General features: G+C 67.3%; 34 protein-coding genes. All 34 read right to left on the minus strand.

Features of this window, described 5'->3' with window-relative positions:
- Nucleotides 1-104: 104 nt before the first annotated feature.
- A complete protein-coding gene (gene rpmJ / locus OG555_RS07740; RefSeq protein ID WP_008361054.1) occupies nucleotides 105-218 on the minus strand; it encodes a 50S ribosomal protein L36 in 114 nt (37 codons plus the stop codon).
- Nucleotides 219-253: 35 nt separating this feature from the next.
- The gene (gene infA / locus OG555_RS07745; RefSeq protein WP_012923661.1) at nucleotides 254-475 is read right to left on the minus strand and encodes a translation initiation factor IF-1; all 222 of its coding nucleotides are present in this window, start codon (nucleotides 473-475) and stop codon (nucleotides 254-256) included.
- Nucleotides 476-679: 204 nt separating this feature from the next.
- A complete protein-coding gene (locus OG555_RS07750) occupies nucleotides 680-1,405 on the minus strand; it encodes a hypothetical protein (protein ID WP_329482138.1) in 726 nt (241 codons plus the stop codon).
- 83 nt (nucleotides 1,406-1,488) lie between these two features.
- A complete protein-coding gene (locus OG555_RS07755) occupies nucleotides 1,489-1,941 on the minus strand; it encodes a DUF1707 SHOCT-like domain-containing protein (RefSeq protein WP_329482139.1) in 453 nt (150 codons plus the stop codon).
- An 82-nt stretch (nucleotides 1,942-2,023) separates the two neighbouring features.
- Nucleotides 2,024-2,845 carry a type I methionyl aminopeptidase gene (gene map / locus OG555_RS07760; protein ID WP_442914520.1) on the minus strand — a complete coding sequence of 274 codons (822 nt, stop codon included), beginning with the start codon at nucleotides 2,843-2,845 and terminating at the stop codon, nucleotides 2,024-2,026.
- Nucleotides 2,846-2,857: 12 nt separating this feature from the next.
- Nucleotides 2,858-3,430, minus strand: coding sequence for an adenylate kinase (locus tag OG555_RS07765; protein ID WP_329482141.1), 573 nt, complete (start codon nucleotides 3,428-3,430; stop codon nucleotides 2,858-2,860).
- Nucleotides 3,430-4,731, minus strand: coding sequence for a preprotein translocase subunit SecY (secY, locus tag OG555_RS07770; protein ID WP_329482142.1), 1,302 nt, complete (start codon nucleotides 4,729-4,731; stop codon nucleotides 3,430-3,432). Before secY ends, OG555_RS07765 begins: the two co-directional genes overlap by 1 nt.
- 133 nt (nucleotides 4,732-4,864) lie before the next feature.
- Entirely contained in the window at nucleotides 4,865-5,305 is a 441-nt protein-coding gene (rplO, locus tag OG555_RS07775) for a 50S ribosomal protein L15 (protein WP_329482144.1), read from the minus strand.
- A gap of 1 nt (nucleotide 5,306) precedes the next feature.
- A complete protein-coding gene (gene rpmD, locus OG555_RS07780; protein WP_329482145.1) occupies nucleotides 5,307-5,489 on the minus strand; it encodes a 50S ribosomal protein L30 in 183 nt (60 codons plus the stop codon).
- A complete protein-coding gene (gene rpsE, locus OG555_RS07785) occupies nucleotides 5,489-6,088 on the minus strand; it encodes a 30S ribosomal protein S5 (RefSeq protein ID WP_328526125.1) in 600 nt (199 codons plus the stop codon). The genes rpmD and rpsE overlap by 1 nt, the downstream gene beginning before the upstream one ends.
- A gap of 28 nt (nucleotides 6,089-6,116) precedes the next feature.
- Nucleotides 6,117-6,500 (minus strand): 50S ribosomal protein L18, encoded by a 384-nt coding sequence (gene rplR / locus OG555_RS07790; protein WP_131360993.1) that lies wholly within the window; start codon nucleotides 6,498-6,500, stop codon nucleotides 6,117-6,119.
- Between the two features lie 2 nt (nucleotides 6,501-6,502).
- Nucleotides 6,503-7,045: a 50S ribosomal protein L6 gene (gene rplF, locus OG555_RS07795; protein ID WP_328526124.1), complete on the minus strand. Its 543-nt coding sequence runs from the start codon at nucleotides 7,043-7,045 to the stop codon at nucleotides 6,503-6,505.
- 27 nt (nucleotides 7,046-7,072) lie between these two features.
- A complete protein-coding gene (gene rpsH / locus OG555_RS07800) occupies nucleotides 7,073-7,480 on the minus strand; it encodes a 30S ribosomal protein S8 (protein ID WP_328526123.1) in 408 nt (135 codons plus the stop codon).
- A 91-nt stretch (nucleotides 7,481-7,571) separates the two neighbouring features.
- Nucleotides 7,572-7,757: a type Z 30S ribosomal protein S14 gene (locus tag OG555_RS07805; RefSeq protein WP_012923674.1), complete on the minus strand. Its 186-nt coding sequence runs from the start codon at nucleotides 7,755-7,757 to the stop codon at nucleotides 7,572-7,574.
- Nucleotide 7,758: 1 nt separating this feature from the next.
- Nucleotides 7,759-8,331: a 50S ribosomal protein L5 gene (rplE, locus tag OG555_RS07810; RefSeq protein WP_328526122.1), complete on the minus strand. Its 573-nt coding sequence runs from the start codon at nucleotides 8,329-8,331 to the stop codon at nucleotides 7,759-7,761.
- Nucleotides 8,331-8,717 carry a 50S ribosomal protein L24 gene (rplX, locus tag OG555_RS07815; RefSeq protein ID WP_328526121.1) on the minus strand — a complete coding sequence of 129 codons (387 nt, stop codon included), beginning with the start codon at nucleotides 8,715-8,717 and terminating at the stop codon, nucleotides 8,331-8,333. Before rplX ends, rplE begins: the two co-directional genes overlap by 1 nt.
- A gap of 1 nt (nucleotide 8,718) precedes the next feature.
- Nucleotides 8,719-9,087 carry a 50S ribosomal protein L14 gene (gene rplN, locus OG555_RS07820; RefSeq protein ID WP_012923677.1) on the minus strand — a complete coding sequence of 123 codons (369 nt, stop codon included), beginning with the start codon at nucleotides 9,085-9,087 and terminating at the stop codon, nucleotides 8,719-8,721.
- A 94-nt stretch (nucleotides 9,088-9,181) separates the two neighbouring features.
- Complete coding sequence (rpsQ, locus tag OG555_RS07825) at nucleotides 9,182-9,454, minus strand: 30S ribosomal protein S17 (RefSeq protein WP_442914521.1); 273 nt, start codon at nucleotides 9,452-9,454, stop codon at nucleotides 9,182-9,184.
- A 23-nt stretch (nucleotides 9,455-9,477) separates the two neighbouring features.
- Entirely contained in the window at nucleotides 9,478-9,780 is a 303-nt protein-coding gene (gene rpmC, locus OG555_RS07830) for a 50S ribosomal protein L29 (protein WP_329482147.1), read from the minus strand.
- On the minus strand, nucleotides 9,780-10,199 hold the full coding sequence (gene rplP / locus OG555_RS07835) for a 50S ribosomal protein L16 (RefSeq protein WP_134107178.1): 420 nt from the start codon (nucleotides 10,197-10,199) through the stop codon (nucleotides 9,780-9,782). Before rplP ends, rpmC begins: the two co-directional genes overlap by 1 nt.
- A gap of 3 nt (nucleotides 10,200-10,202) precedes the next feature.
- Nucleotides 10,203-11,054, minus strand: a complete 852-nt coding sequence (gene rpsC / locus OG555_RS07840) for a 30S ribosomal protein S3 (protein ID WP_328526117.1) — start codon at nucleotides 11,052-11,054, stop codon at nucleotides 10,203-10,205.
- A 2-nt stretch (nucleotides 11,055-11,056) separates the two neighbouring features.
- On the minus strand, nucleotides 11,057-11,638 hold the full coding sequence (rplV, locus tag OG555_RS07845) for a 50S ribosomal protein L22 (RefSeq protein WP_405069308.1): 582 nt from the start codon (nucleotides 11,636-11,638) through the stop codon (nucleotides 11,057-11,059).
- Between the two features lie 50 nt (nucleotides 11,639-11,688).
- Nucleotides 11,689-11,970, minus strand: coding sequence for a 30S ribosomal protein S19 (gene rpsS / locus OG555_RS07850; RefSeq protein ID WP_130441496.1), 282 nt, complete (start codon nucleotides 11,968-11,970; stop codon nucleotides 11,689-11,691).
- Between the two features lie 15 nt (nucleotides 11,971-11,985).
- Nucleotides 11,986-12,819 carry a 50S ribosomal protein L2 gene (rplB, locus tag OG555_RS07855; RefSeq protein ID WP_328526116.1) on the minus strand — a complete coding sequence of 278 codons (834 nt, stop codon included), beginning with the start codon at nucleotides 12,817-12,819 and terminating at the stop codon, nucleotides 11,986-11,988.
- Complete coding sequence (gene rplW, locus OG555_RS07860; protein ID WP_329003464.1) at nucleotides 12,819-13,124, minus strand: 50S ribosomal protein L23; 306 nt, start codon at nucleotides 13,122-13,124, stop codon at nucleotides 12,819-12,821. The genes rplB and rplW overlap by 1 nt, the downstream gene beginning before the upstream one ends.
- Nucleotides 13,121-13,813, minus strand: a complete 693-nt coding sequence (gene rplD, locus OG555_RS07865; protein ID WP_329482148.1) for a 50S ribosomal protein L4 — start codon at nucleotides 13,811-13,813, stop codon at nucleotides 13,121-13,123. The genes rplW and rplD overlap by 4 nt, the downstream gene beginning before the upstream one ends.
- Nucleotides 13,810-14,466: a 50S ribosomal protein L3 gene (gene rplC, locus OG555_RS07870; RefSeq protein ID WP_442914489.1), complete on the minus strand. Its 657-nt coding sequence runs from the start codon at nucleotides 14,464-14,466 to the stop codon at nucleotides 13,810-13,812. The genes rplD and rplC overlap by 4 nt, the downstream gene beginning before the upstream one ends.
- Before the next feature lie 28 nt (nucleotides 14,467-14,494).
- Nucleotides 14,495-14,803 (minus strand): 30S ribosomal protein S10, encoded by a 309-nt coding sequence (gene rpsJ, locus OG555_RS07875; protein ID WP_012923688.1) that lies wholly within the window; start codon nucleotides 14,801-14,803, stop codon nucleotides 14,495-14,497.
- 356 nt (nucleotides 14,804-15,159) lie between these two features.
- Entirely contained in the window at nucleotides 15,160-16,353 is a 1,194-nt protein-coding gene (tuf, locus tag OG555_RS07880) for an elongation factor Tu (protein ID WP_329482150.1), read from the minus strand.
- A gap of 73 nt (nucleotides 16,354-16,426) precedes the next feature.
- Complete coding sequence (gene fusA, locus OG555_RS07885) at nucleotides 16,427-18,487, minus strand: elongation factor G (RefSeq protein ID WP_329484783.1); 2,061 nt, start codon at nucleotides 18,485-18,487, stop codon at nucleotides 16,427-16,429.
- 122 nt (nucleotides 18,488-18,609) lie between these two features.
- Nucleotides 18,610-19,080, minus strand: a complete 471-nt coding sequence (gene rpsG / locus OG555_RS07890; protein ID WP_130384648.1) for a 30S ribosomal protein S7 — start codon at nucleotides 19,078-19,080, stop codon at nucleotides 18,610-18,612.
- Nucleotides 19,080-19,454 (minus strand): 30S ribosomal protein S12, encoded by a 375-nt coding sequence (gene rpsL, locus OG555_RS07895; protein WP_328526112.1) that lies wholly within the window; start codon nucleotides 19,452-19,454, stop codon nucleotides 19,080-19,082. Before rpsL ends, rpsG begins: the two co-directional genes overlap by 1 nt.
- A 280-nt stretch (nucleotides 19,455-19,734) precedes the next feature.
- A complete protein-coding gene (locus tag OG555_RS07900; RefSeq protein ID WP_329482151.1) occupies nucleotides 19,735-20,481 on the minus strand; it encodes a maleylpyruvate isomerase family mycothiol-dependent enzyme in 747 nt (248 codons plus the stop codon).
- Nucleotides 20,474-21,745 carry a nuclear transport factor 2 family protein gene (locus tag OG555_RS07905; RefSeq protein ID WP_329482152.1) on the minus strand — a complete coding sequence of 424 codons (1,272 nt, stop codon included), beginning with the start codon at nucleotides 21,743-21,745 and terminating at the stop codon, nucleotides 20,474-20,476. The genes OG555_RS07900 and OG555_RS07905 overlap by 8 nt, the downstream gene beginning before the upstream one ends.
- Nucleotides 21,746-21,789: the final 44 nt, after the last annotated feature.

Genomic DNA, 21,789 nt, shown 5'->3' on the forward strand with positions numbered 1-21,789 from the left:
GCCTCTGTTCCGGGGGCGACGTCCAGCAGCGGTACATCCTGCTGCTGGACGAGCGTGCGCGCTGTGTGATGCGAAAGTGCTGTGTACTGCTCGAAAAGGCTTGGTCAGCCCTGCCGCTGCTTGTGCCGCGGGTTCTCGCAGATCACCATGACCCGGCCGTGACGGCGGATCACCTTGCACTTGTCGCAGATCTTCTTGACGCTCGGATTGACCTTCATCGAGCTACTTTCTTCGACAGGTGTTGGTGGTGGTCCTACTTGTACCGATAGACGATGCGACCCCGGGTGAGGTCGTACGGCGACAGCTCCACGACGACCCGGTCCTCGGGGAGGATCCGGATGTAGTGCTGCCTCATCTTGCCGCTGATGTGCGCGAGCACCTTGTGCCCATTGGACAGCTCAACACGGAACATCGCGTTCGGCAGGGCCTCCACGATGGTGCCCTCGAGTTCGATGACTCCCTCTTTTTTGGGCATGTCCTCGCACTTCTGTAGACGACGTACTGAAAAGGTGGGTACTACCGGCTCAGACCCAGGCTCGAATGCCCTCCTGACACGAGGTCAGGCAGCCGCGGGCACAACGAGACAGAGGCTACAAAGAGCCAAGGAATGAGTGTACGCCACTCCCCCACGCGAAACCCAATCGAGACTCCGTAGGCCGCCTTGGCAGCGCAACGGTGGTCACTGAGAGTGCATAGCGGCCCACTGTTCGCCTTCGCGCCAGAGTTGTTCGGGCATCAGGTCGAGCAGGTCGCAGGCCGCGTCGAGCTGGGCCAGGGCGGTGGTGGTGTCGCGGTAGGCCGGGAGGATCGCGACGAACCGCCGCCCTTCGCAGCTGAAGCCGAACGGCGCGACCTGGGCCAGCGCTTCGACAGCGCGCGGATGCAGCACCACCATCGCGTGGTCCTCGCGACCGTTGAACAGGCAGTAGCGACCGGGCAGGCCGTCGATGGTCATCGTCAGCGGCAGCAGGCTCGCCGCCGCGACCTTGGCCAGCGACGCCGGCAGCACCTGCAGCGGTGGAAGCGGCCGGTCCACCTGCAGATCGAGGAAGTCGAAACCGAGCTCGCGACGTCCGACCTTGTGCTGGAACCGACCGGTCCAGAACTCACGCCCGCGGTGCCGGCCGGTGGTCACCTCCGTCACCTCGGCGGACGGGTCGGTGGAGAACGGCGGGAACGGCCAGTGCTCCTGCAACTCCGGCTCGGTGGCCTTGATCCGCCAGCCCATCTGGGTGGCCGCGTCGGCCCACGACTTCCGCAGCCGGCCATCGGCGATCCGCATCGAGACCGTGAACAGGATCAGTACCAGGAACCAGCCGAGCATCATCCAGCCGACCCAGCGCGGCTCCAGCAGCAGACCCACAACCACCAGCGGGATCGCCACGGCGAACCAGATCAGGTACACGAGAGCCGAGCCCCGCCGCAGCTGCCACGCCAGATCTGGGCGTAGACGCGGATCCGCGGGGCGACGGGTGACCGGGGCCGCTGTCAACGGCGCCTACCGAGGCCGCCCAGGGCGAAGATCGCCCACGGGATCAGCAGCCAGACCGGCCAGAAGTGTGGCCAGTGACCGCCGTTGCCGAGACCGATCACGAACCAGATCACCACGTTGATCATGACGACACCGGTGAAACCGCCGCCCAGCGCAGCGATCCCGTGCCGATGCGGACGGGCGTCCCTCTTCCGCTCCGGGAAGTCGCCCGGCTCGGGCGCCGGCTTGCTGTCCTGCACCATCGCGGGCGTCTGGTACGTCCGCACCGGAGGCAGGTCCCGCACCAGCGGCTCCAGCTCGCCGTACGTCTGGACGGCGTACAGCTGGTCGAGGCGGGAGGAGAACTCGGGCTGATCCAGCCGGCCGTCCGCGAACGCGTCCCGCAGCCGGCCGGCGATCTTGTCCCGGTCGGCTTCGGTGAACCGCTGGTGCGGCTGGTACTGAGGCATGTCTCAAGTGTGCCTCAGCTGCGGTTCGCCCGCGTCCCCCGACGGGTGGACCCCCACTGTCCGTCGATCAGCTGGCGCACCGTCAGTCGGTCAGCGCGCCGCACTTGACGCCGAGCTCCGCCAGCTTCGCCTCGCCGCCGTCGAGCGCGGTCAGCACCCAGGGACCCTGCGGAGTGAGAGTGAACGTGTGCTCGGTGTGCGCGGCGGCCAGACCGTCGTCGGTGACGACCGTCCAGTCGTCCTCGAGCGTGTGGTTCTCCTGCTTGCCGAGCGTGAGCATCGGCTCGACCGCCAGCGCCATCCCCTCGACCAGTTTGGGGCCGCGGCCCGGGCGGCCGAAGTTCGGCACGTTCGGCGGCTGGTGCATCGCCGAGCCGATCCCGTGCCCGACGAAGTCCTCGACGATCCCGTACGACGAGGTCGCCCGGACGTGGGCCTCGACAGCGTGGGAGATGTCGGTGAGCCGGCCGCCGAGCTTCGCGGCGGCGAACCCACGCCACATCGACTCCTCGCAGATCCGGGCCAGCTCGAGCAGCTCGGCGCCGACCTCGCCGACCGGCACCGTGATCGCCGCGTCGCCGTGCCAGCCGTCGACGATCGCACCGCAGTCGATCGAGATCAGGTCGCCGTCGGCCAGCACCCGGCCACCGGGGATGCCGTGCACGATCTCGTCGTTCACCGACGCGCAGATCGAGCCGGTGAAGCCGTGGTAGCCCTTGAACGACGGGACCGCGCCGGAGGACCGGATGTGGTCCTCGGCGATCGCGTCCAGTTCGCCGGTGCTGATACCGGCCCGGACCTCGCGGCGCAGCAGTTCGAGCGTGCGGCCGACGACCAGGCCGGCCGCCCGCATCGAAAGGATCTGTTCGCGGGTCTTGATCTCGATCCCGCGGTCTCTGAACATCACAGCCCGCGCTTACTCCGTGATCGTCTTCAGGGCGGCGAGCACGCGCTCGCTCACCTCGTCGATCTCGCCGACTCCGTCCACCTCGACCAGCAGGCCGCGCTGGGCGTACACCCGCAGCAGCGGCTTGGTCTCGGCGGTGTAGACGTCCTGCCGGTGCCGGACGACCTCTTCGGAGTCGTCCGTCCGGCCGTCGGTCTGGGCGCGCTTGAGCATCCGGCTGACCAGCACGTCGATGTCGGCGACCAGCGCCACCACCGCGTCCAGCTTGTGGCCGTGGTCGGCCACGATGTCGTCCAGCGTGCCCACCTGGGCCAGCGTCCGCGGGTAGCCGTCGAGCAGGAAACCCTCGCCCGCGTCGGCCTCGGACAACCGGTCCCGCACCATTGCGTTGGTGACCTCGTCCGGGACGTAGTCACCGGCGTCCATGTAGCGCTTCGCCTCGAGCCCGAGCGGCGTCTCGTCCTTGACGTTCGCACGGAAGATGTCGCCGGTGGACACGGCCGGGATATTCAGGCGTTCCGCAAGCACCTTTGCCTGCGTGCCCTTGCCCGCCCCGGGCGGACCCATCAGCAACATTCTCATCAGCGCAGGAACCCTTCGTAGTTTCGCTGCTGCAGCTGACTCTCGATCTGCTTCACCGTGTCCAGTCCGACGCCGACCATGATCAGGATCGACGTACCACCGAACGGGAAGTTCTGGTTCGCGTTCAGCAGGACGAGCGCGACCAGCGGGATCATCGAGATCGCCGCGAGGTAGAGCGCTCCTGGCAGCGTGATACGGGACAGCACGTAGCCCAGGTACTCCTCGGTCGGCCGTCCCGCCCGGATCCCGGGGATGAAGCCGCCGTACTTCTTCATGTTGTCTGCAACTTCCTTCGGATTGAAGGTAATCGAGACGTAGAAATACGTGAAGAAGATGATCAGGGCGACGTACGTCACCATGTAGATCGGGTGGTCACCCTTGACCAGGTTGCCCTGGATCCAGTTCGCCCAGCCCTTGCCTTGCTGGAACTGGCTCAGCAACACCGGTAGATAGAGCAGGCTCGAGGCGAAGATCACCGGGATCACACCGGCCTGGTTGACCTTCAGCGGGATGTACGTCGAGGTGCCGCCGAACATCTTCCGGCCGACCATCCGTTTGGCGTACTGCACCGGGATCCGGCGCTGCGCCTGTTCGATGAAGATGACCGCGGCCATGATCACCAGGCCGATGATGATCACCACCAGGAAGGTGGCGATGCCCTTCTGCTTGCGGATGTTCCACAGCTGGGTCGGGAAGGTGGCGACGATCTGGGTGAAGATCAGGATCGACATGCCGTTGCCGACGCCACGGTCGGTGATCAGCTCGCCTAGCCACATGATCACGCCGGTACCGGCGGTCATGGTGAGCACGATCACCATGACCGTGAACCAGTCGTCCTTGTACAGCAGCGGCTCGTTGCAGCCCTGGAACAGCCGGCCCGGCGTCCGGGCCAGCGCCACGAACGCGGTCGACTGCAGGATCGCCAGCCCGACGGTGAGGAACCGGGTGTACTGGGTGATCTTGGCCTGCCCCGCCTGGCCTTCCTTCTTCAGCGACTCCAGCCGCGGGATCACCACGGTGAGTAGCTGCAGGATGATGCTGGCGGTGATGTACGGCATGATGCCGAGCGCGAAGATCGCGAGCTGCAGCAGCGCGCCGCCGGAGAACAGGTTGATCAGGTTGTAGAGGTTCGCGTTCGCACCGCCCTGGGACACCTTGATACAGGTGTGCAGCGACTGGACGTTCACGCCCGGTGCCGGCACGACCGAGCCGAGCCGAAAGATCACGACAATGAAGAGCACGAACAAGATCTTCCGGCGCAGGTCCGGAGTCTTGAACGCGTTGGCAAAGGCGCCTAACACCCTGTCCTCCCACATGTTTCCTCTGCCCCGGGCAGGGCAGGGGCCTAGCAAAGCAGCTGGGCAAGAGACGAACCAGGGCTCGTCCGACCGGCGCAGGATATCAAGCGCCGTACCGGTCGAGCCCTGGACCTCGTCACACCTCGGTGATGGTCCCCCCGGCCGCCTGGATCTTGTCCTGGGCGGACTTGGAGAACTTGTGCACCGAAACCTGCAGTGCCACGGTCAGTTCGCCGTCACCCAGCACCTTCACCGGCTGACCACGACGGACCGCACCCTTGGCGACCAGTTCGGCTACGCCGACTTCGCCACCGTCGGGGAACAGTTGTCCGAGCTTGTCCAGGTTAACGACCTGGAACTCCACCCGGTTCCTGCTCTTGAAGCCCTTCAGCTTCGGGAGCCGCATGTGCAGCGGCATCTGGCCACCCTCGAACCACTCGGGGATGTTGTTGCGCGCCTTGCTGCCCTTGGTACCGCGGCCGGCCGTCTTGCCCTTGCTGCCCTCACCACGACCCACGCGGGTCTTGGCGGTCTTGGCACCGGGCGCCGGACGCAGGTGATGAACCTTCAGCGCCATGTCAGTCGACCTCCTCGACGGTGATGAGGTGGCGAACCGCACGCACCATGCCGCGAACCTCGGGCTTGTCCTCGTGGACGGCGGTGTCGCCGATCCGCTTGACGCCCAGGGTGCGCAGCGTGTCGCGCTGGTTCTGCTTGCCACTGATGCCGGAACGGGTCTGGGTCACCTTCAGGCGTGCCATCAGGAGGCCACCTCCGCCCGCGCCTTCAGCAGTGCCGCCGGGGCGACCTGCTCGACCGTCAGGCCACGGCGCGCGGCCACAGCCTCCGGGGTCTCCAGGCTGCGCAGCGCCGCCACCGTGGCGTGCACCACGTTGATGGCGTTGGACGAACCCAGCGACTTGCTGAGGATGTCGTGGATCCCGGCGCACTCCAGTACGGCGCGCGCCGAGCCACCCGCGATCACACCGGTACCGGGAGCGGCCGGACGCAGCATGACAACGCCTGCGGCCTTCTCGCCCTGGACCGGGTGCGGGATGGTGCCCTGGATCCGCGGCACCTTGAAGAACGCCTTCTTGGCCTCCTCGACACCCTTGGCGATCGCCGCGGGCACCTCCTTGGCCTTGCCGTAACCCACACCGACGGTGCCTTCACCGTCGCCGACGACCACGAGGGCGGTGAAGCTGAAGCGACGACCACCCTTCACGACCTTGGCGACACGGTTGATGGCTACCACACGCTCGATGTAGGCGGTCTTGTCGGCTGCCGCACCACGACCACCGTCGCGGTTACGGCGCTCACCACCGGCGCCGCCTCCGCGACGCTGCTGGCCTCCGCTCATTTCGAGTTACCTTCTTCCCTTGTCGCCATCAGAAGCCGAGCCCGCCCTCGCGAGCGGCGTCGGCCAGGGCCGCGATGCGGCCGTGGTACTTGTTCCCGGCCCGGTCGAAGACGACCGAGTCGATGCCGGCGGCCTTGGCCCGGTCGGCGATCAGGCCGCCCACCGTCTTGGCCTTGTCGGTCTTGTTCGCCTCCGCGCCACGCAGGTCGGCCTCCATGGTGGAGGCGGACGCCAGCGTCTTGCCGGCCACGTCGTCGATGACCTGAACGAACAGGTGCCGCGACGACTTGGTGACCACCAGCCGCGGCCGGTCGGCCGTGCCGTTGATCTTCTTCCGGACCCGGATCTGGCGACGCAGCCGCGACGCCGTCTTCTTGGCGGAGTGCTTGTGCGGACGCAGTCCGATCGCCATGGTTACTTACCAGCCTTTCCGACCTTGCGGCGCACCTGCTCGCCGGCGTACCGCACACCCTTGCCCTTGTACGGCTCGGGCTTGCGCAGCTTGCGGATGTTGGCGGCGACCTCGCCGACCGACTGCTTGTCGATGCCCTGCACCGAGAAGCGGGTCGGCGCCTCGACCACGAAGGTGATGCCCTCGGGGGCGTCGACCGTGATCGTGTGGCTGTACCCGAGCGAGAACTCCAGCTGGGTCGGTCCCTTGGACAGGACGCGGTACCCGACGCCGACGATCTCGAGCTTCTTCTCGTAGCCGTCCGTCACGCCGGTCACCAGGTTGGCGATCAGGGTGCGGGACAAGCCGTGCAGTTCCTTGCTCTTGCGCTGGTCGTCGGGGCGGGACACCGCGATGGTGCCGTCCTCGTCCCGGTTGACCGCGATGGGCTCAGCCACGACGTGCGAGAGCTGACCCTTGGGACCCTTCACGGTGACCGTCTGGCCGTCGATCGTGACGTCGACGCCGGACGGGACCGAGATCGGGAGCTTACCGATGCGAGACATGAGAGTGGTCCTCCTTCCGGTTCTTCGTCACCAGACGTAGGCGAGGACTTCCCCGCCGACGCCCTTGTTCTTGGCCTGACGGTCGGTCAGCAGTCCCTGGGACGTCGAGATGATCGCGACACCCAGTCCGCCGAGGACCTTGGGCAGGTTGGTCGACTTCGCGTAGACCCGCAGGCCCGGCTTGCTGATCCGGCGAACACCCGCGATGGAGCGCTCCCGGCTCGGGCCGAACTTGAGGTCGACGACCAGGGTCTTGCCGACGGCGCCCTCTTTGGGCTCCTCGACCTTGTAGGAGGAGATGTAACCCTCCTGCTGGAGAATGTCGGCGATGCCCTGCTTGATCTTGCTGTACGGCATCGTGGTCGACTCGTGGTACGCCTGGTTGGCGTTCCGCAGACGCGTCAACATGTCTGCGATCGGGTCGGTCATCGTCATGGCCTGGGGCCTCTTTCCCGCCGTGGTTTCGCCGGCCGGCGACCTACGGTGACTAGATGGTGAGTAGGGAGAAGTTCGGAGGTGGAGACGGTCACCAGCTGGACTTGGTCACGCCGGGCAGCTCGCCCCGGTGCGCCATCTCCCGCAGGCAGATCCGGCACAGGCCGAACTTGCGGAAGACCGCCTTCGGCCGGCCGCAGCGCTGGCAGCGGGTGTAACCGCGCACCGCGAACTTCGGCTTCCGGGCCTGCTTGACCTTGAGTGCTGTCTTCGCCACGTCAGTTCTCCTTGAACGGGAAACCGAGCTGCCGCAGCAGGGCCCGGCCCTCGTCGTCGTTCTTCGCGGTGGTCACCACGGTGATGTCCATGCCCCGGACCCGGTCGATGCGGTCCTGGTTGATCTCGTGGAACATCACCTGCTCGGTCAGACCGAAGGTGTAGTTCCCAGTGCCGTCGAACTGCTTCGGGGACAGGCCGCGGAAGTCGCGGATCCGGGGCAGCGCGAGCGCCAGCAGCCGGTCCAGGAACTCCCACATCCGGTCGCCGCGCAGCGTCACGTGGGCGCCGATCGGCATCCCCTCGCGCAGCTTGAACTGCGCGATCGACTTGCGGGCCTTGGTCACCTGCGGCTTCTGCCCGGTGATCGCGGCCAGGTCCTTGACCGCGCCCTCGATCAGCTTCGAGTCGCGCGCCGCCTCGCCGACGCCCATGTTCACCACGATCTTGGTGAGGCCGGGCACCTGCATGACGTTGTCGAACTGGAACTGCTCCTGCAGCTTGCCGACGATCTCCTCGCGGTACTTCGTCTTCAGCCGCGGCTGGATCCTGGTCTCGCTCACTGCGGTGGTCATCAGATCTCCTCGCCGGTACGCCGCGCGATCCGGACGCTCCGGAAACCGGTGTACGTCGAGCCGTCGGGGCGCCGCTTCTGCACCTCGACGCGGTTGTAGCCGACGCGGGTGGTCACCTTCTGCTTCTTGCCGTCCTTGTCGACCTCGACCAGAAGCATCACGTTCGAGACGTGGATCGGGGCTTCCTGGGTGACGATGCCACCGGTGGTGCCGCCGCGCTGGGCCTGCTGCACCTTGGTGTGCTTCTTGACCCGGTTCACGCCCTCGACGATGACCTTCTCGGCGTCGGGTAGGACCTGGATGATCTTGCCCTCGAGGCCCTTGGACTTACCGGCGATCACGCGGACCTGATCGCCCTTCTTCACGTGCAGTTTCCTCTGCGCCATCTCAGAGCACCTCCGGGGCGAGCGAGATGATCTTCATGAAGCGCTTCTCCCGCAGCTCCCGGCCGACCGGCCCGAAGATACGGGTGCCCCGGGGCTCGCCGTCGGCCTTCAGGATCACCGCGGCGTTCTCGTCGAAGCGGATGTAGGAGCCGTCCGGACGCCGGCGCTCCTTCACGGTCCGCACGACGACCGCCTTGACGACGTCACCCTTCTTCACACCACCGCCGGGGATCGCGTCCTTGACGGTGGCGACGATCGTGTCACCGACACCGGCGTAGCGCCGACCGGAGCCACCGAGAACGCGGATGCACAAGATCTCCTTGGCACCCGTGTTGTCGGCGACCTTCAGTCGCGACTCCTGCTGGATCATCTGTTGATCTCCTGGTTGTCTCGCTGGTTCTCACAAGCTGTGAGCCTTGCGGAACGAATGATTTCGATTGGTTGCCGGTCTGGGACCGGAACTACTACTTGGCCTTCTCGAGGATCTCGACGACGCGCCAGCGCTTGGTCGCCGACAGCGGCCGGGTCTCCATCAGGAGGACGCGGTCGCCGATACCGGCGGCGTTCTGCTCGTCGTGCGCCTTCAGCTTGCTGGTGCGCCGGATGACCTTGCCGTAGAGCTTGTGCTTGACCCGGTCCTCGACCTCGACCGTGACGGTCTTGTCCATCTTGTCGCTCAGCACCAGGCCCTCTTTGGTCTTCCGGCGGCCTCGCGTCTCGGTGGTGGTCGTGCTCACGGTCTCGTCCTTCGCGTTCTCGGTCATGCCTTCGCCTCGGCCTTCTCGCTGTCGTCCGCCTCGTCGGTCTCGACCTCGGGCGTGGCGTCAGCCGCCTCGACCGTTTCCTCGACCTCGTCGGTGATGCCGAGCGCCCGCTCGGTCAGCACCGTGTAGATGCGGGCGATGTCCTTGCGAACGGCGCGCAGCCGGCCGTGGGACTCCAGCTGACCCGTAGCAGCCTGGAACCGGAGGTTGAACAGCTCCTCCTTGGCTTCACCGAGCTTCGACATCAGCTCGTCCTTGCCGAGATTGCGCAGTTCGGCTGCGGTCACGGTGGTAGCCATCAGTTCTCACCTGCCTCTCGGGAGATGAAGCGGCACTTCATCGGCAACTTGTGAATCGCGCGGCGCATGGCCTCGCGAGCGATGTCCTCCGGTACGCCGGAGAGCTCGAACAGCACGCGGCCGGCCTTCACGTTGGCGATCCACCACTCCGGCGAACCCTTACCGGAACCCATCCGGGTCTCCGCCGGCTTCTTGGTCAGCGGACGGTCCGGGTAGATGTTGATCCACACCTTGCCGCCACGCTTGATGTGCCGGGTCATCGCGATACGCGCGGCCTCGATCTGCCGGTTGGTGACGTAGTGGTTCTCCAGCGCCTGGATACCGAAGTCACCGAACGCCAGCGTGGTACCGCCCTTGGCCGCGCCGGAGCGCTTCGGGTGGTGCTGCTTGCGGTGCTTGACCTTGCGGGGGATGAGCACGGTTCAGCTCTCCGTTCCGGTCGTCTCGGCCGGCTTCTCGGCCGCCGGAGCGGCCTCGGCCTTCGGGGCCTCGTTCCGGGCGCCGCCGTCGCGACGGTCGTCACGACGACCGCCACGGTCACCACCGCGACCACCACGGTCGCCGCGGTCGCCACCGTCACGGCGGGCCGGACGGCCACGCTGCTGGGTAGCGGCGCGGGCAGCGGCCTGCGCCTCGCGCTCGGCGCGGGTGCCGGCGACGTCGCCCTTGTAGATCCAGACCTTCACGCCGATCCGGCCGAAGGTCGTGCGGGCCTCGTAGAAGCCGTAGTCGATGTCCGCGCGGAGCGTGTGCAGCGGCACCCGGCCCTCGCGGTAGAACTCGGACCGCGACATCTCCGCGCCACCGAGCCGGCCAGAGCACTGGATCCGGATGCCCAGGGCGCCGCCACGCATGGTGGTCTGCATCGCCTTGCGCATCGCGCGGCGGAACGCCACGCGGCCGGACAGCTGCTCGGCCACGCCCTGCGCGACCAGCTGGGCGTCGACCTCGGCGTTCTTCACCTCGAGGATGTTCAGCTGCACCTGCTTGCCGGTGAGCTCCTCCAGGCTGCCCCGGATCCGGTCCGCCTCGGCGCCGCGGCGACCGATGACGATGCCCGGACGGGCGGTGTGGATGTCGACCCGGACCCGGTCACGGGTGCGCTCGATCTCCACGCGGGAGATGCCGGCGCGCTCCATGCCCTTGCTCAGCAGGCGGCGGATCTTGACGTCCTCGCCCACGTAGTCCTTGTACAGCTTGTCGGCGTACCAGCGGCTCTTGTGATCGGTGCTGATGCCGAGACGGAACCCGTGCGGGTTTACCTTCTGTCCCACAGTCAGGACTCCTTCTTCTCAGCGGTGGCCTTCTTGGCGGCCGACTTCTTGGCGGTCGCCTTCTTGGCCGGCTTCTCGGCGGCCTCGGCCTGGTCGGCCGCGGCCTTCTTCGCCGGCGCCTTCTTGGCCGTGTCCGCCTTCTTGGCGGACTTCTTCGCCGGAGCCGGGTTCTTCTCGACCGGCTCGTCCTCGACCCGCGGCGCGACCACGACGGTGATGTGGCTGGTCCGCTTGTCGATCCGGGTGGCCCGGCCCTGGGCACGCGGGCGGTGACGCTTCAGCGTCGGACCCTCGTCCACCAGGACCTTCGCCACGACCAGGTCGGCCCGGCTCAGGTGCTCGGTGCCCTCGGCGTTCGCCGCGGCGCTGTCGACGACCTTGTACACGGTCGCGGCAGCGGCCTGCGGGGCGAACTTCAGAGTGGCGAGTGCGTCGTCGACGCCCAGACCGCGCACCAGGTCGCCCACGCGGCGCGCCTTCATCGGCGTCACGCGGACGAAGCGCGCGACCGCGAAGGCCCCGGGCTCGTCGCCCAGCAGGCTCTCGCGACGGGCACTGACGGCCCTACGCTCTTGAACGCTCATGATGTTCGAATCTCTCCGTAGGTTGCTATCGCTTCGTCACTGACACGCGGTCAGCGACGCCGTGACTTCCGGTCGTCCTTCTCGTGACCCTTGAACGTCCGGGTCGGGGCGAACTCGCCGAGCTTGTGCCCGACCATCGCGTCCGTCACGAACACCGGCACGTGCTTGCGGCCGTCGTGCACCGCAATCGTGTGGCCGATCATGTCCGGCACGATCATCGATCGGCGGGACCAGGTCTTGATGACGTTCTTGGTGCCCTTCTCGTTCTGCACCTCCACCTTCTTGGCCAGGTGGTGGTCGACGAACGGGCCCTTCTTCAGGCTGCGTGGCATTCTGGCCGGCTCCTATCAGCGCTTCTTGCCGGCCTTGCGGCGCCGGACGATCATGCGGTCGCTTTCCTTGCGGGTGCGGGTGCGGCCCTCAGGCTGACCCCACGGGGACACCGGGTGGCGACCACCCGAGGTCTTGCCCTCACCACCACCGTGCGGGTGGTCGACCGGGTTCATCGCGACACCACGGACGGTCGGGCGCTTGCCCTTCCAGCGCATCCGGCCCGCCTTGCCCCAGTTGATGTTCGACTGCTCGCCGTTGCCGACCTCACCGAGGGTGGCGCGGCAGCGCACGTCGACCATCCGGACCTCGCCGGACGGCATCCGCAGGGTGGCCATCCGGCCTTCCTTCGCGACCAGCTGGATGCTGGCACCGGCCGAGCGGCCCATCTTCGCGCCGCCGCCCGGGCGCAGCTCGACGGCGTGCACCGTGGAGCCGACCGGGATGTTGCGCAGCGGCAGGTTGTTGCCGATCTTGATGTCGGCGGCCGGGCCGTTCTCGACGATCGTGCCCTGCTTCAGGTTCGACGGGGCGAGGATGTAGCGCTTCTCGCCGTCGACGTAGTGCAGCAGCGCGATCCGCGCGGTGCGGTTCGGGTCGTACTCGATCTCGGCGACCTTGGCCGGCACGCCGTCCTTGTCGTACCGCTTGAAGTCGATCAGCCGGTACGCCCGCTTGTGACCGCCACCGTGGTGCCGGGTGGTGATCTTGCCGGTGTTGTTCCGGCCGCCCTTCTTCGGCAGCGGGCGCAGCAGCGACTTCTCGGGGGTCGAACGGGTGAGCTCGACGAAGTCGGCCACGCTCGAGCCACGGCGGCCCGGCGTCGTCGGCTTGTACTTGCGGATTCCCATTACGACTGGCCTCCGAAGATGTCGATGCGGTCGTCGCCCTTGAGGGTCACGATCGCTCGCTTGGTGTCCGGGCGCTTGCCCCAGCCGGCACGAGTGCGGCGGCGCTTGCCCTTGCGGTTGAGGGTGTTGACGTCGTTGACCTTGACCTTGAACACCTTCTCGACCGCGAGCTTGATCTCGGTCTTGTTGGCATCCGGTGCGACCTCGAACGTGTACTTCTGCTCGTCCAGCAGGCCGTAGCTCTTCTCGCTCACGACCGGCCGGAGCAGCACGTCGCGGGGGTCCTTGTTGACTCCGTGGCTCATGCCTCTACCTCCTCGGCCTCAGTCGACGTGGCGACGGCCTTGACGGACTTGCCCTTCGGCGCACCGGCCACGAAGGCCTCCAGCGCCGGCTGGGTGAACACGACCGCGTCGCTGACCAGAACGTCGTACGCGTTCAGCTGGTCGGCGGCGATCAGGTGCACGTGCTGCACGTTGCGCAGGCTGAGCCAGGTGAGCTCGTCGGCACGCTCGACCACGACCAGGACCTTGCCCGGCTCGGCGGCCTCGGCCAGCACGTTCAGCGCGGCCTTGGTGGACGGCTTGTCGCCGGCGACGAACTTCTCCACGACGTGCACGCGGCCGTCGCGGGCCCGGTCGGACAGCGCACCGCGGAGCGCGGCGGCGATCATCTTCTTCGGGGTCCGCTGGCTGTAGTCGCGCGGCACCGGGCCGTGGACGACGCCACCACCGGTGAACTGCGGCGCGCGGGTCGAGCCCTGGCGGGCGCGACCGGTGCCCTTCTGGCGGTACGGCTTGGCGCCACCGCCGGACACCTCGCCCCGGCTCTTGGCCTTCGCCGTGCCCTGGCGGGCCGCGGCCAGCTGGGCCACCACGACCTGGTGGATCAGCGGGATGTTGACCTGGACGTCGAACAGCTCGGCCGGAAGCTCGGCGGAGCCCTTCTTGCTGACCTTGTCGCCCTTCACGACGACGACGTCGACGGTGCTCACTTGGCAGCTCCCTTCGCGGCGTTGCGGATCAGCACGAGGCCGCCCTTGGGGCCGGGAACGGCACCCTTGAGCAGGATCAGGCCGCGCTCGGTGTCGATCGCGTGCACGCTGATGTTCTGCGTGGTGATCTGCTCGGCGCCCATCCGGCCCGCCATCCGCAGGCCCTTGAAGACGCGACCGGGGGTGGCGCAGCCACCGATGGAGCCCGGCGAGCGGTGCTTCTTGTGCACACCGTGGGTGGCGCGCAGGCCGTGGAAGCCGTGCCGCTTCATCACACCGGCGAAACCCTTGCCCTTGCTGGTGGCGGAAACGTCGACCCGCTCACCGGCCTCGAAGGCCTCGGCCTTGATCTCCTGGCCCAGCGTGTACTCGCTGGCGTCGGCGGTGCGCAGCTCCAGCAGGTGGCGCCGCGGCGTCACGCCGGCCTTGTCGAAGTGACCGCGCATCGGCTTGGTCACCTTGCGGGGGTCGATGTCGCCGAAGGCGATCTGGACACCGTCGTACCCGTGGCTGTCCGAGGTGCGAACCTCGGTCACGACGCAGGGGCCGGCCTGGATCACGGTGACGGGGACGACACGGTTGTTCTCGTCCCAGGTCTGGGTCATGCCGAGCTTGGTGCCCAGCAGACCGCGCGTGTTCTTGGAAGTGTTCACAGTGGGGCTCATTGGTTGTTCGCGTCCCTCAGAGCTTGATCTCGATGTCGACGCCGGCCGGCAGGTCGAGCCGCATCAGCGAGTCGACGGTCTTCGGCGTGGGGTCGATGATGTCGATGAGCCGCTTGTGGGTGCGCATCTCGAAGTGCTCGCGGCTGTCCTTGTACTTGTGCGGCGAGCGGATGACGCAGAACACGTTCTTTTCCGTCGGCAACGGCACCGGGCCAGCAACCTTCGCACCAGTACGCGTCACCGTGTCGACAATCTTGCGCGCCGAGCTGTCGATGACCTCGTGGTCGTAGGCCTTCAGCCGGATGCGGATCTTTTGTCCCGCCATCGCTTCGCTTCGTCCTTCTCTATCGTCTTCGTTGCGTTGCTCCGACCCCCGCGGTCGGGTGTGTCGCGTGCGCGGCACGCGCGTGACCCACCGCTTCATCGACCTGGATTGGTGATCGGGGCCCGGTCTCGGACCGGAACCTCGGCATGGTCTCCGGTCCGGCGCACCCGCCAGACATAGTCTGGGGCGCGCCCCGGCGGCCTCGCCTGAGCAACCTGAACATTGTGCCAGAGATCGGCGCCGGAACGCCAATCGGGTGGCCTCACGCCTGATCCGGCCCCACCTGAGCGCCGGATCAGGCGCAAAGCAGAGGTCCGCGGGGGCTCAGCGTGCGAGCCCTCGCGGACCTCGTGAGATCACTTGATGATCTTGGTGACCCGGCCGGCGCCGACGGTGCGGCCACCTTCGCGGATCGCGAACTTCAGACCCTCTTCCATGGCGATCGGCTGGATCAGCTCGACCGACATGTCGGTGTTGTCGCCCGGCATGACCATCTCGGTGCCCTCGGGCAGCGTGACGACGCCGGTGACGTCCGTGGTGCGGAAGTAGAACTGCGGGCGGTAGTTCTGGAAGAACGGCGTGTGACGGCCGCCCTCCTCCTTCGACAGGATGTAGACCGAGGCGTCGAAGTTGGTGTGCGGGGTCGTGGTGCCCGGCTTGATGACGACCATGCCGCGCTCGACGTCCTCGCGCTTGGTGCCACGCAGCAGCAGACCGACGTTCTCACCGGCCTGACCCTCGTCCAGCAGCTTGCGGAACATCTCGATGCCGGTGACCGTGGTGGTCTGCTTCTCCGGACGGATGCCGACGATGTCGACGGTCTCGTTGATCTTGACGACACCGCGCTCGATCCGGCCGGTGATGACCGTGCCGCGACCGGTGATGGTGAAGACGTCCTCCACCGGCATCAGGAACGGCTTGTCGACCTCGCGGACCGGCTGCGGGATGTAGGAGTCGACCGCGTCCATCAGCTCGAGGATCGACTCGCCCCACTTCGCGTCACCCTGCAGTGCCGGGTGCGCCGCGACCTTGATGACCGGGGCGTTGTCGCCGTCGAACTCCTGCTCCGAGAGCAGCTCGCGGACCTCGAGCTCGACGAGCTCCAGGATCTCCTCGTCGTCGACCATGTCGCACTTGTTCAGCGCCACGACCATGGCCGGCACGCCGACCTGGCGGGCGAGCAGCACGTGCTCACGCGTCTGCGGCATCGGGCCGTCGGTGGCGGCGACGACCAGGATCGCGCCGTCCATCTGGGCCGCACCGGTGATCATGTTCTTGATGTAGTCCGCGTGCCCCGGGCAGTCAACGTGGGCGTAGTGCCGGGCCTCGGTCTGGTACTCGACGTGCGCGATCGAGATGGTGATACCGCGCTGACGCTCTTCGGGCGCCTTGTCGATCTGGTCGAAGGCCGACGCCTCGTTGAGGGTCGGGTACTTGTCGTGCAGCACCTTGGTGATCGCCGCGGTAAGAGTGGTCTTACCGTGGTCGATGTGACCGATGGTGCCGATGTTGACGTGCGGCTTAGTCCGCTCGAACTTCGCCTTCGCCACTGGGGCCCTCCTAGTAAATGTTGACTACGCCGTACGCCGACGCGCTGTGGGTGGTTGGTCCGGATGCGAGAGACTACTCGCCCCGGGCCTTCTTGATGATCTCTTCCGCCACGTTCTTCGGAACCTCGGCGTAGGAATCGAACTGCATCGAGTAGGACGCGCGGCCCTGGGTCTTGGACCGCAGGTCACCGACATACCCGAACATCTCGGACAACGGCACCAGGGCCTTGATGGCCCGGCTGCCACCGGGGCCCTCGTCCATCGACTGGATCTGGCCGCGGCGTGAGTTGAGGTCGCCGATCACTTCACCCATGTAGTCCTCGGGCGTGATGACCTCGACCGCGAACATCGGCTCCAGGATGACCGGGGTCGCCCTGCGGGCGGCATCCTTGAAGGCCATCGAACCGGCGATCTTGAACGCGAGCTCGGAGGAGTCGACGTCGTGGTAGGCGCCGTCTCGCAGCGTCACCTTGACGTCCACCATCGGGTAGCCGGCCAGTACGCCGAACTCCATCGCCTCCTGGGCGCCCTCGTCGACCGACGGGATGTACTCCCGGGGGATGCGGCCACCGGTGACGGCGTTGACGAACTCGTACCCGCCCTCACCACCGGCCTCGACGCTGGTCGGCTCGATGTCGATGATCACGCGCGCGAACTGACCCGAACCACCGGTCTGCTTCTTGTGCGTGTAGTCGACCTTCTCGACCTTCTTCTTGATGGTCTCGCGGTAGGCGACCTGCGGCTTGCCGACGTTGGCCTCGACCCGGAACTCGCGCTTCATCCGGTCGACCAGCACCTCGAGGTGCAGCTCGCCCATACCGGCGATGATGGTCTGGCCGGTGTCCTCGTCGGTCCGGACCTGGAAGGTCGGGTCCTCCTCGGCGAGCCGCTGGATCGCGACGCCCAGCTTCTCCTGGTCGCCCTTCGACTTGGGCTCGATGGCGACCGAGATGACCGGGGCCGGGAACTGCATCGACTCCAGCACGACGGGCTTGGCCGGGTCGGCCAGCGTCTCACCGGTGGTGGTGTCCTTCAGACCCATCACGGCGACGATGTGGCCGGCGCCGATCGACGCGATCTCCTCACGCTTGTTCGCGTGCATGCGGTAGATCTTGCCGATCCGCTCCTTGCGCCCCTTGGTGGGGTTCAGGACCTGGGTGCCGGTCTCCAGCTTGCCGGAGTAGACCCGGATGAAGGTCAGCTTGCCCAGGTGCGGGTCCGCCGCGATCTTGAACGCCAGCGCCGAGAACGGCTCGCTGTCGTCCGGCTTGCGCAGGACGACCTTGTCGCTGTCCTTGACGTCGTGGCCCTCGATGGCCGGAACGTCGAGCGGGCTCGGCAGGAACGCGTTGATCGCGTCGAGCAGCGGCTGGACGCCCTTGTTCTTGAACGCCGTACCAGTCAGCACCGGGGTCAGCTTGCTGGCGATGGTCGCCCGCCGGATGGCCGCAACGATCTGCTCCTGGCTCGGCTCGTCGCCCTCCAGGTACATCTCCATGATCTCGTCGTCGGCCTCGGCCAGCGTCTCGATCAGCTTGTCGCGCCACTCGGCGGCGATCTCGGTGTGGCTGGCCGGGATCTCCTCGACGGTGTAGTCCTCACCCATCGTGGTCTCGCCGCGCCAGGTCAGCGCGCGCATCCCGATCAGGTCGACGACGCCGATGAAGTCCGCCTCCGCACCGATCGGCAGCTGCAGCACCAGCGGCACCGCGGCCAGCCGGTCGACGATCATGTCGACGCAGCGCATGAACTCCGCGCCGGTCCGGTCCAGCTTGTTCACGAAGCAGATCCGCGGTACGCCGTACCGGTCCGCCTGGCGCCATACGGTCTCCGACTGCGGCTCCACGCCGGCGACACCGTCGAACACCGCGACGGCACCGTCGAGGACGCGCAGCGAACGCTCCACCTCGACGGTGAAGTCGACGTGGCCCGGGGTGTCGATGATGTTGATGGTGTGGTCTTTCCAGGTGCAGGTCGTCGCGGCGGACGTGATCGTGATGCCGCGCTCCTGCTCCTGCTCCATCCAGTCCATCGTGGCGGCGCCGTCGTGGACCTCACCGATCTTGTAGGTGATACCGGTGTAGAAGAGGATCCGCTCGGTCGTCGTCGTCTTGCCGGCGTCGATGTGAGCCATGATCCCGATGTTGCGGACCTTGGCCAGGTCGGTGGTGATTTGTACGGCCACCTCGGTGGTCTACCTCTCGATTCTGTACTGCGTCAAAGGGGTGAGCGCTGGGGTCCGGATCGGACCCCGGATCACCAGCGGTAGTGGGCGAAAGCCTTGTTGGCTTCGGCCATCTTGTGCGTGTCCTCGCGGCGCTTCACCGAGGCTCCCAGGCCGTTGGAGGCATCCAGGATCTCGTTCATCAGTCGCTCGGACATGGTCTTCTCGCGACGCGCACGGGAGTACGACGTCAGCCAGCGCAGGGCGAGCGTGGTCGAGCGACCGGGCTTGACCTCGATCGGCACCTGGTAGGTGGCGCCACCGACGCGGCGGCTCTTCACCTCGATGCTCGGCTTCACGTTGTCCAGCGCACGCTTCAGCGTGATCACCGGGTCCGTGCCGGTCTTGGTGCGGGTGCCCTCGAGCGCGTTGTAGACGATGCTCTGCGCGATCTGCTTCTTGCCGTCGACCAGGATCTTGGAGATCAACTGGGTGACGAGCGGCGAACTGTAGACCGGGTCGATGATGACCGGGCGCTTCGGGGCGGGGCCCTTGCGCGGCATTAGCTCTTCTCCTTCTTCGCGCCGTAGTGGCTGCGGGCCTGCTTGCGGTTCTTCACACCCTGGGTGTCGAGCGAACCGCGGATGATCTTGTACCGGACACCGGGCAGGTCCTTCACACGACCGCCGCGGACGAGCACGATCGAGTGCTCCTGCAGGTTGTGGCCGACGCCGGGGATGTACGCGGTGACCTCGATGCCGCTGGTCAGGCGGACACGCGCGACCTTCCGAAGCGCCGAGTTCGGCTTCTTCGGCGTAGTCGTGTAGACGCGCGTGCACACACCGCGACGCTGAGGGGAACCCTTCAGGGCGGGCGTCTTGTTCTTGGACACCTTGTCCTGGCGGCCCTTGCGGACCAGCTGCTGAATGGTGGGCACCGCGTAGGTCTCTTTCTGTCGTCCGGCTATCTCTCTGCTGTTGCTTGCCTGACCCCCGCGGTCGGGTGTGTCGCGTGCGCACGGGCGTACCGAAGCCGTAATCTTCCAGACTGTCGGCAGGAGTCCCGTGCCACGCGCGCAGACCCGGTTCGACGAGGGGCACGCATGACGGCCCAGGATGACCCGGGCACGATCGTTAAGACTAGCGGCTGCCTCAAGCACGGTCAAAATGACTACCCGACCGGCGCAGAGGCCATTCCGCTTCTTCAGTCTACAGGCTCTACGGAGTGGTCTTACCAGCCAGGAAAGCGGCTGCCACCGAGTGGTCCCCCTCGACCTCCAGAACGTCCGCGGGCAAGCGCTTCCAGAGGCAGAGGTCCAGCCCTGCCGCGGTCCCCGAGAGGACCGCCTCGCCGGCTGCCTTCCCCCGCTTCACCTGCGGCCGATCCCCTTCAGACACAGGCGTCAGCGTCCATTCGTCGCCCGTGTCGATCGCGCGTACGCCGACCTGGCGGGTGACCGCCGGCTTCGCACCGCGGGCCAGCATCCGGGGCAGGAACACCCCGAACACCTCGTCCACCCCGTCGGCCGCGATCTCGGCAGGTATCACGTCCAGACCAGTGGCCTCCCGGGCTTCAGCCTGTACGGCGTCCACGAGATGGATGACCGTCTCATGCATGCGCCGACGGGACCAGAATCCCGCCCGCTGATCCACCGGCGCGAAGTTCCAGCACGGTTCGTCCGGATCGACCGCCCGGAGCGCGGCGGCCAGTGCGGCGGTCGTACCGGCATACCAGTCGGACCAGGAGATCGTCGTACGCAGGACTTCCGGGCGCTTCTGGGAGATGCCGCTGAGCACGATCGACGCGGCCCAGCGCTGCCCCGAACCGAGGTGCATGGCCAGGTCGGCGAGCGTCCAGCCCGGGCAGTTCGGCACCATAGCGGCCGGGTCCACCCGGTCGAGCACGGCCGCGACCTCCGCGGCCGTCCGCTCGAACTCGGAGAGATGGTCGATCGGTTCAGGCACGGAACTCGACTTCGGTGATCAATCCGTCGGCGACGCGGTAGAGCGCGAGCTGGGCGGCCGGTTCGCCGGTGTCGTAGGCCAGGACGTGCTCGACCACCCAATCGCCGAGCATCAGCTTCTGCACCACCTCGGTCTTGCAGCGTCCGGCGTCGAACCGCGGCCGGTAGTGCTCGCGCAGGAACCGGCGGCCCTTCAGCTCGGTCCCGTCCACGAGCTGGATCCGCGCGGTCGGCGAGTACATCGCCAGGAACGCCTCCAGGTCGTGAGCGGCGTACGCGGCGTGCTCGCGCCCGACGACGCGCGCGGCGGGCGTATCCGCCGTGACAGCGGCGATGGTGGCGGCGCCCACGTCGGCCAGCGGGGCCATGGTCGCGGCAGGGGTGGGAGTAGGAGTGGGCACCTGCTGACTGGCGGGTTCAGCAACTGCCGGTGCTTCCTTGACCGCCGCGGCGGGCTTGGCGGCAGGTGTCCTGCGGCGGGTGGTCGTGGTCTTCTTGGCCGGCGGCGGGGGTGGGACGAGCAACTTCTCCTCGCCGCCGGGCTCCTCGCCCAGGTGGGCGATCGCCCAGTCCAGAGCCTTGGTGACGGCGGCGCGTGACTCTTCGGTGTGGTCGAGCATGTCGAACCCGTGGTGCCCTTTCGGTACGTCGATGATGTCCAGCGAGCTGCCACCCGCGGAAACGAACTCCGCGACCGGGCCGGCGAGCTCCTCGCGCTCGAGCCCGGCTCTGGTCAGCAGCACCGGCAGATCCTTGTGTTTGCCGATCACTTCGGCGGCGTTTACCAGATCGTCGACACCGGGCGGGGTGGCGAGCAGGGGATAGGACAGGGCGACGAACCGCAGCCAGTCGGGGCGGCTGTCCAGCCACTCCCCCGCCAGCAGGCCGGCGCCGGAGAAGAACCACAGGCCGACCCGATCGGGGTCGACGCGTGGATCGGAACGCAGGACGCCGACCGCGGCCTCCACCTCGTCCGCGGCGGTGACCAGGCGGTCGAGGCCGTGGATCAGGCTGTGGTCGACGACAGCGGCCACCAGGCCTCGCCTGGCGGCTGCGGTCGCGTACCCCCGGTAGACCGGCCAGTCCCGCGGCATCACCTCGAGGCCGGCTGGCCCAGGACCCCCGTGCACGAACAGCACCGCCCCGGTCCGGGCAGTCCCGGCCGGGCGATAGAAGTCGATCTCTCCCAGTCTGTCCACCCGCACGTCGGGCCCGTCCAAAACTCCCAGGACAAAGGGCCGCAGATAGGCCGGGAGATCCGTCATGCCCCAATCTTGGCGCATCCGCCGGACACTTTCAGCCGCCACCC

This window comes from Kribbella sp. NBC_01484, assembly GCF_036227145.1.
Lineage (GTDB): Bacteria > Actinomycetota > Actinomycetes > Propionibacteriales > Kribbellaceae > Kribbella.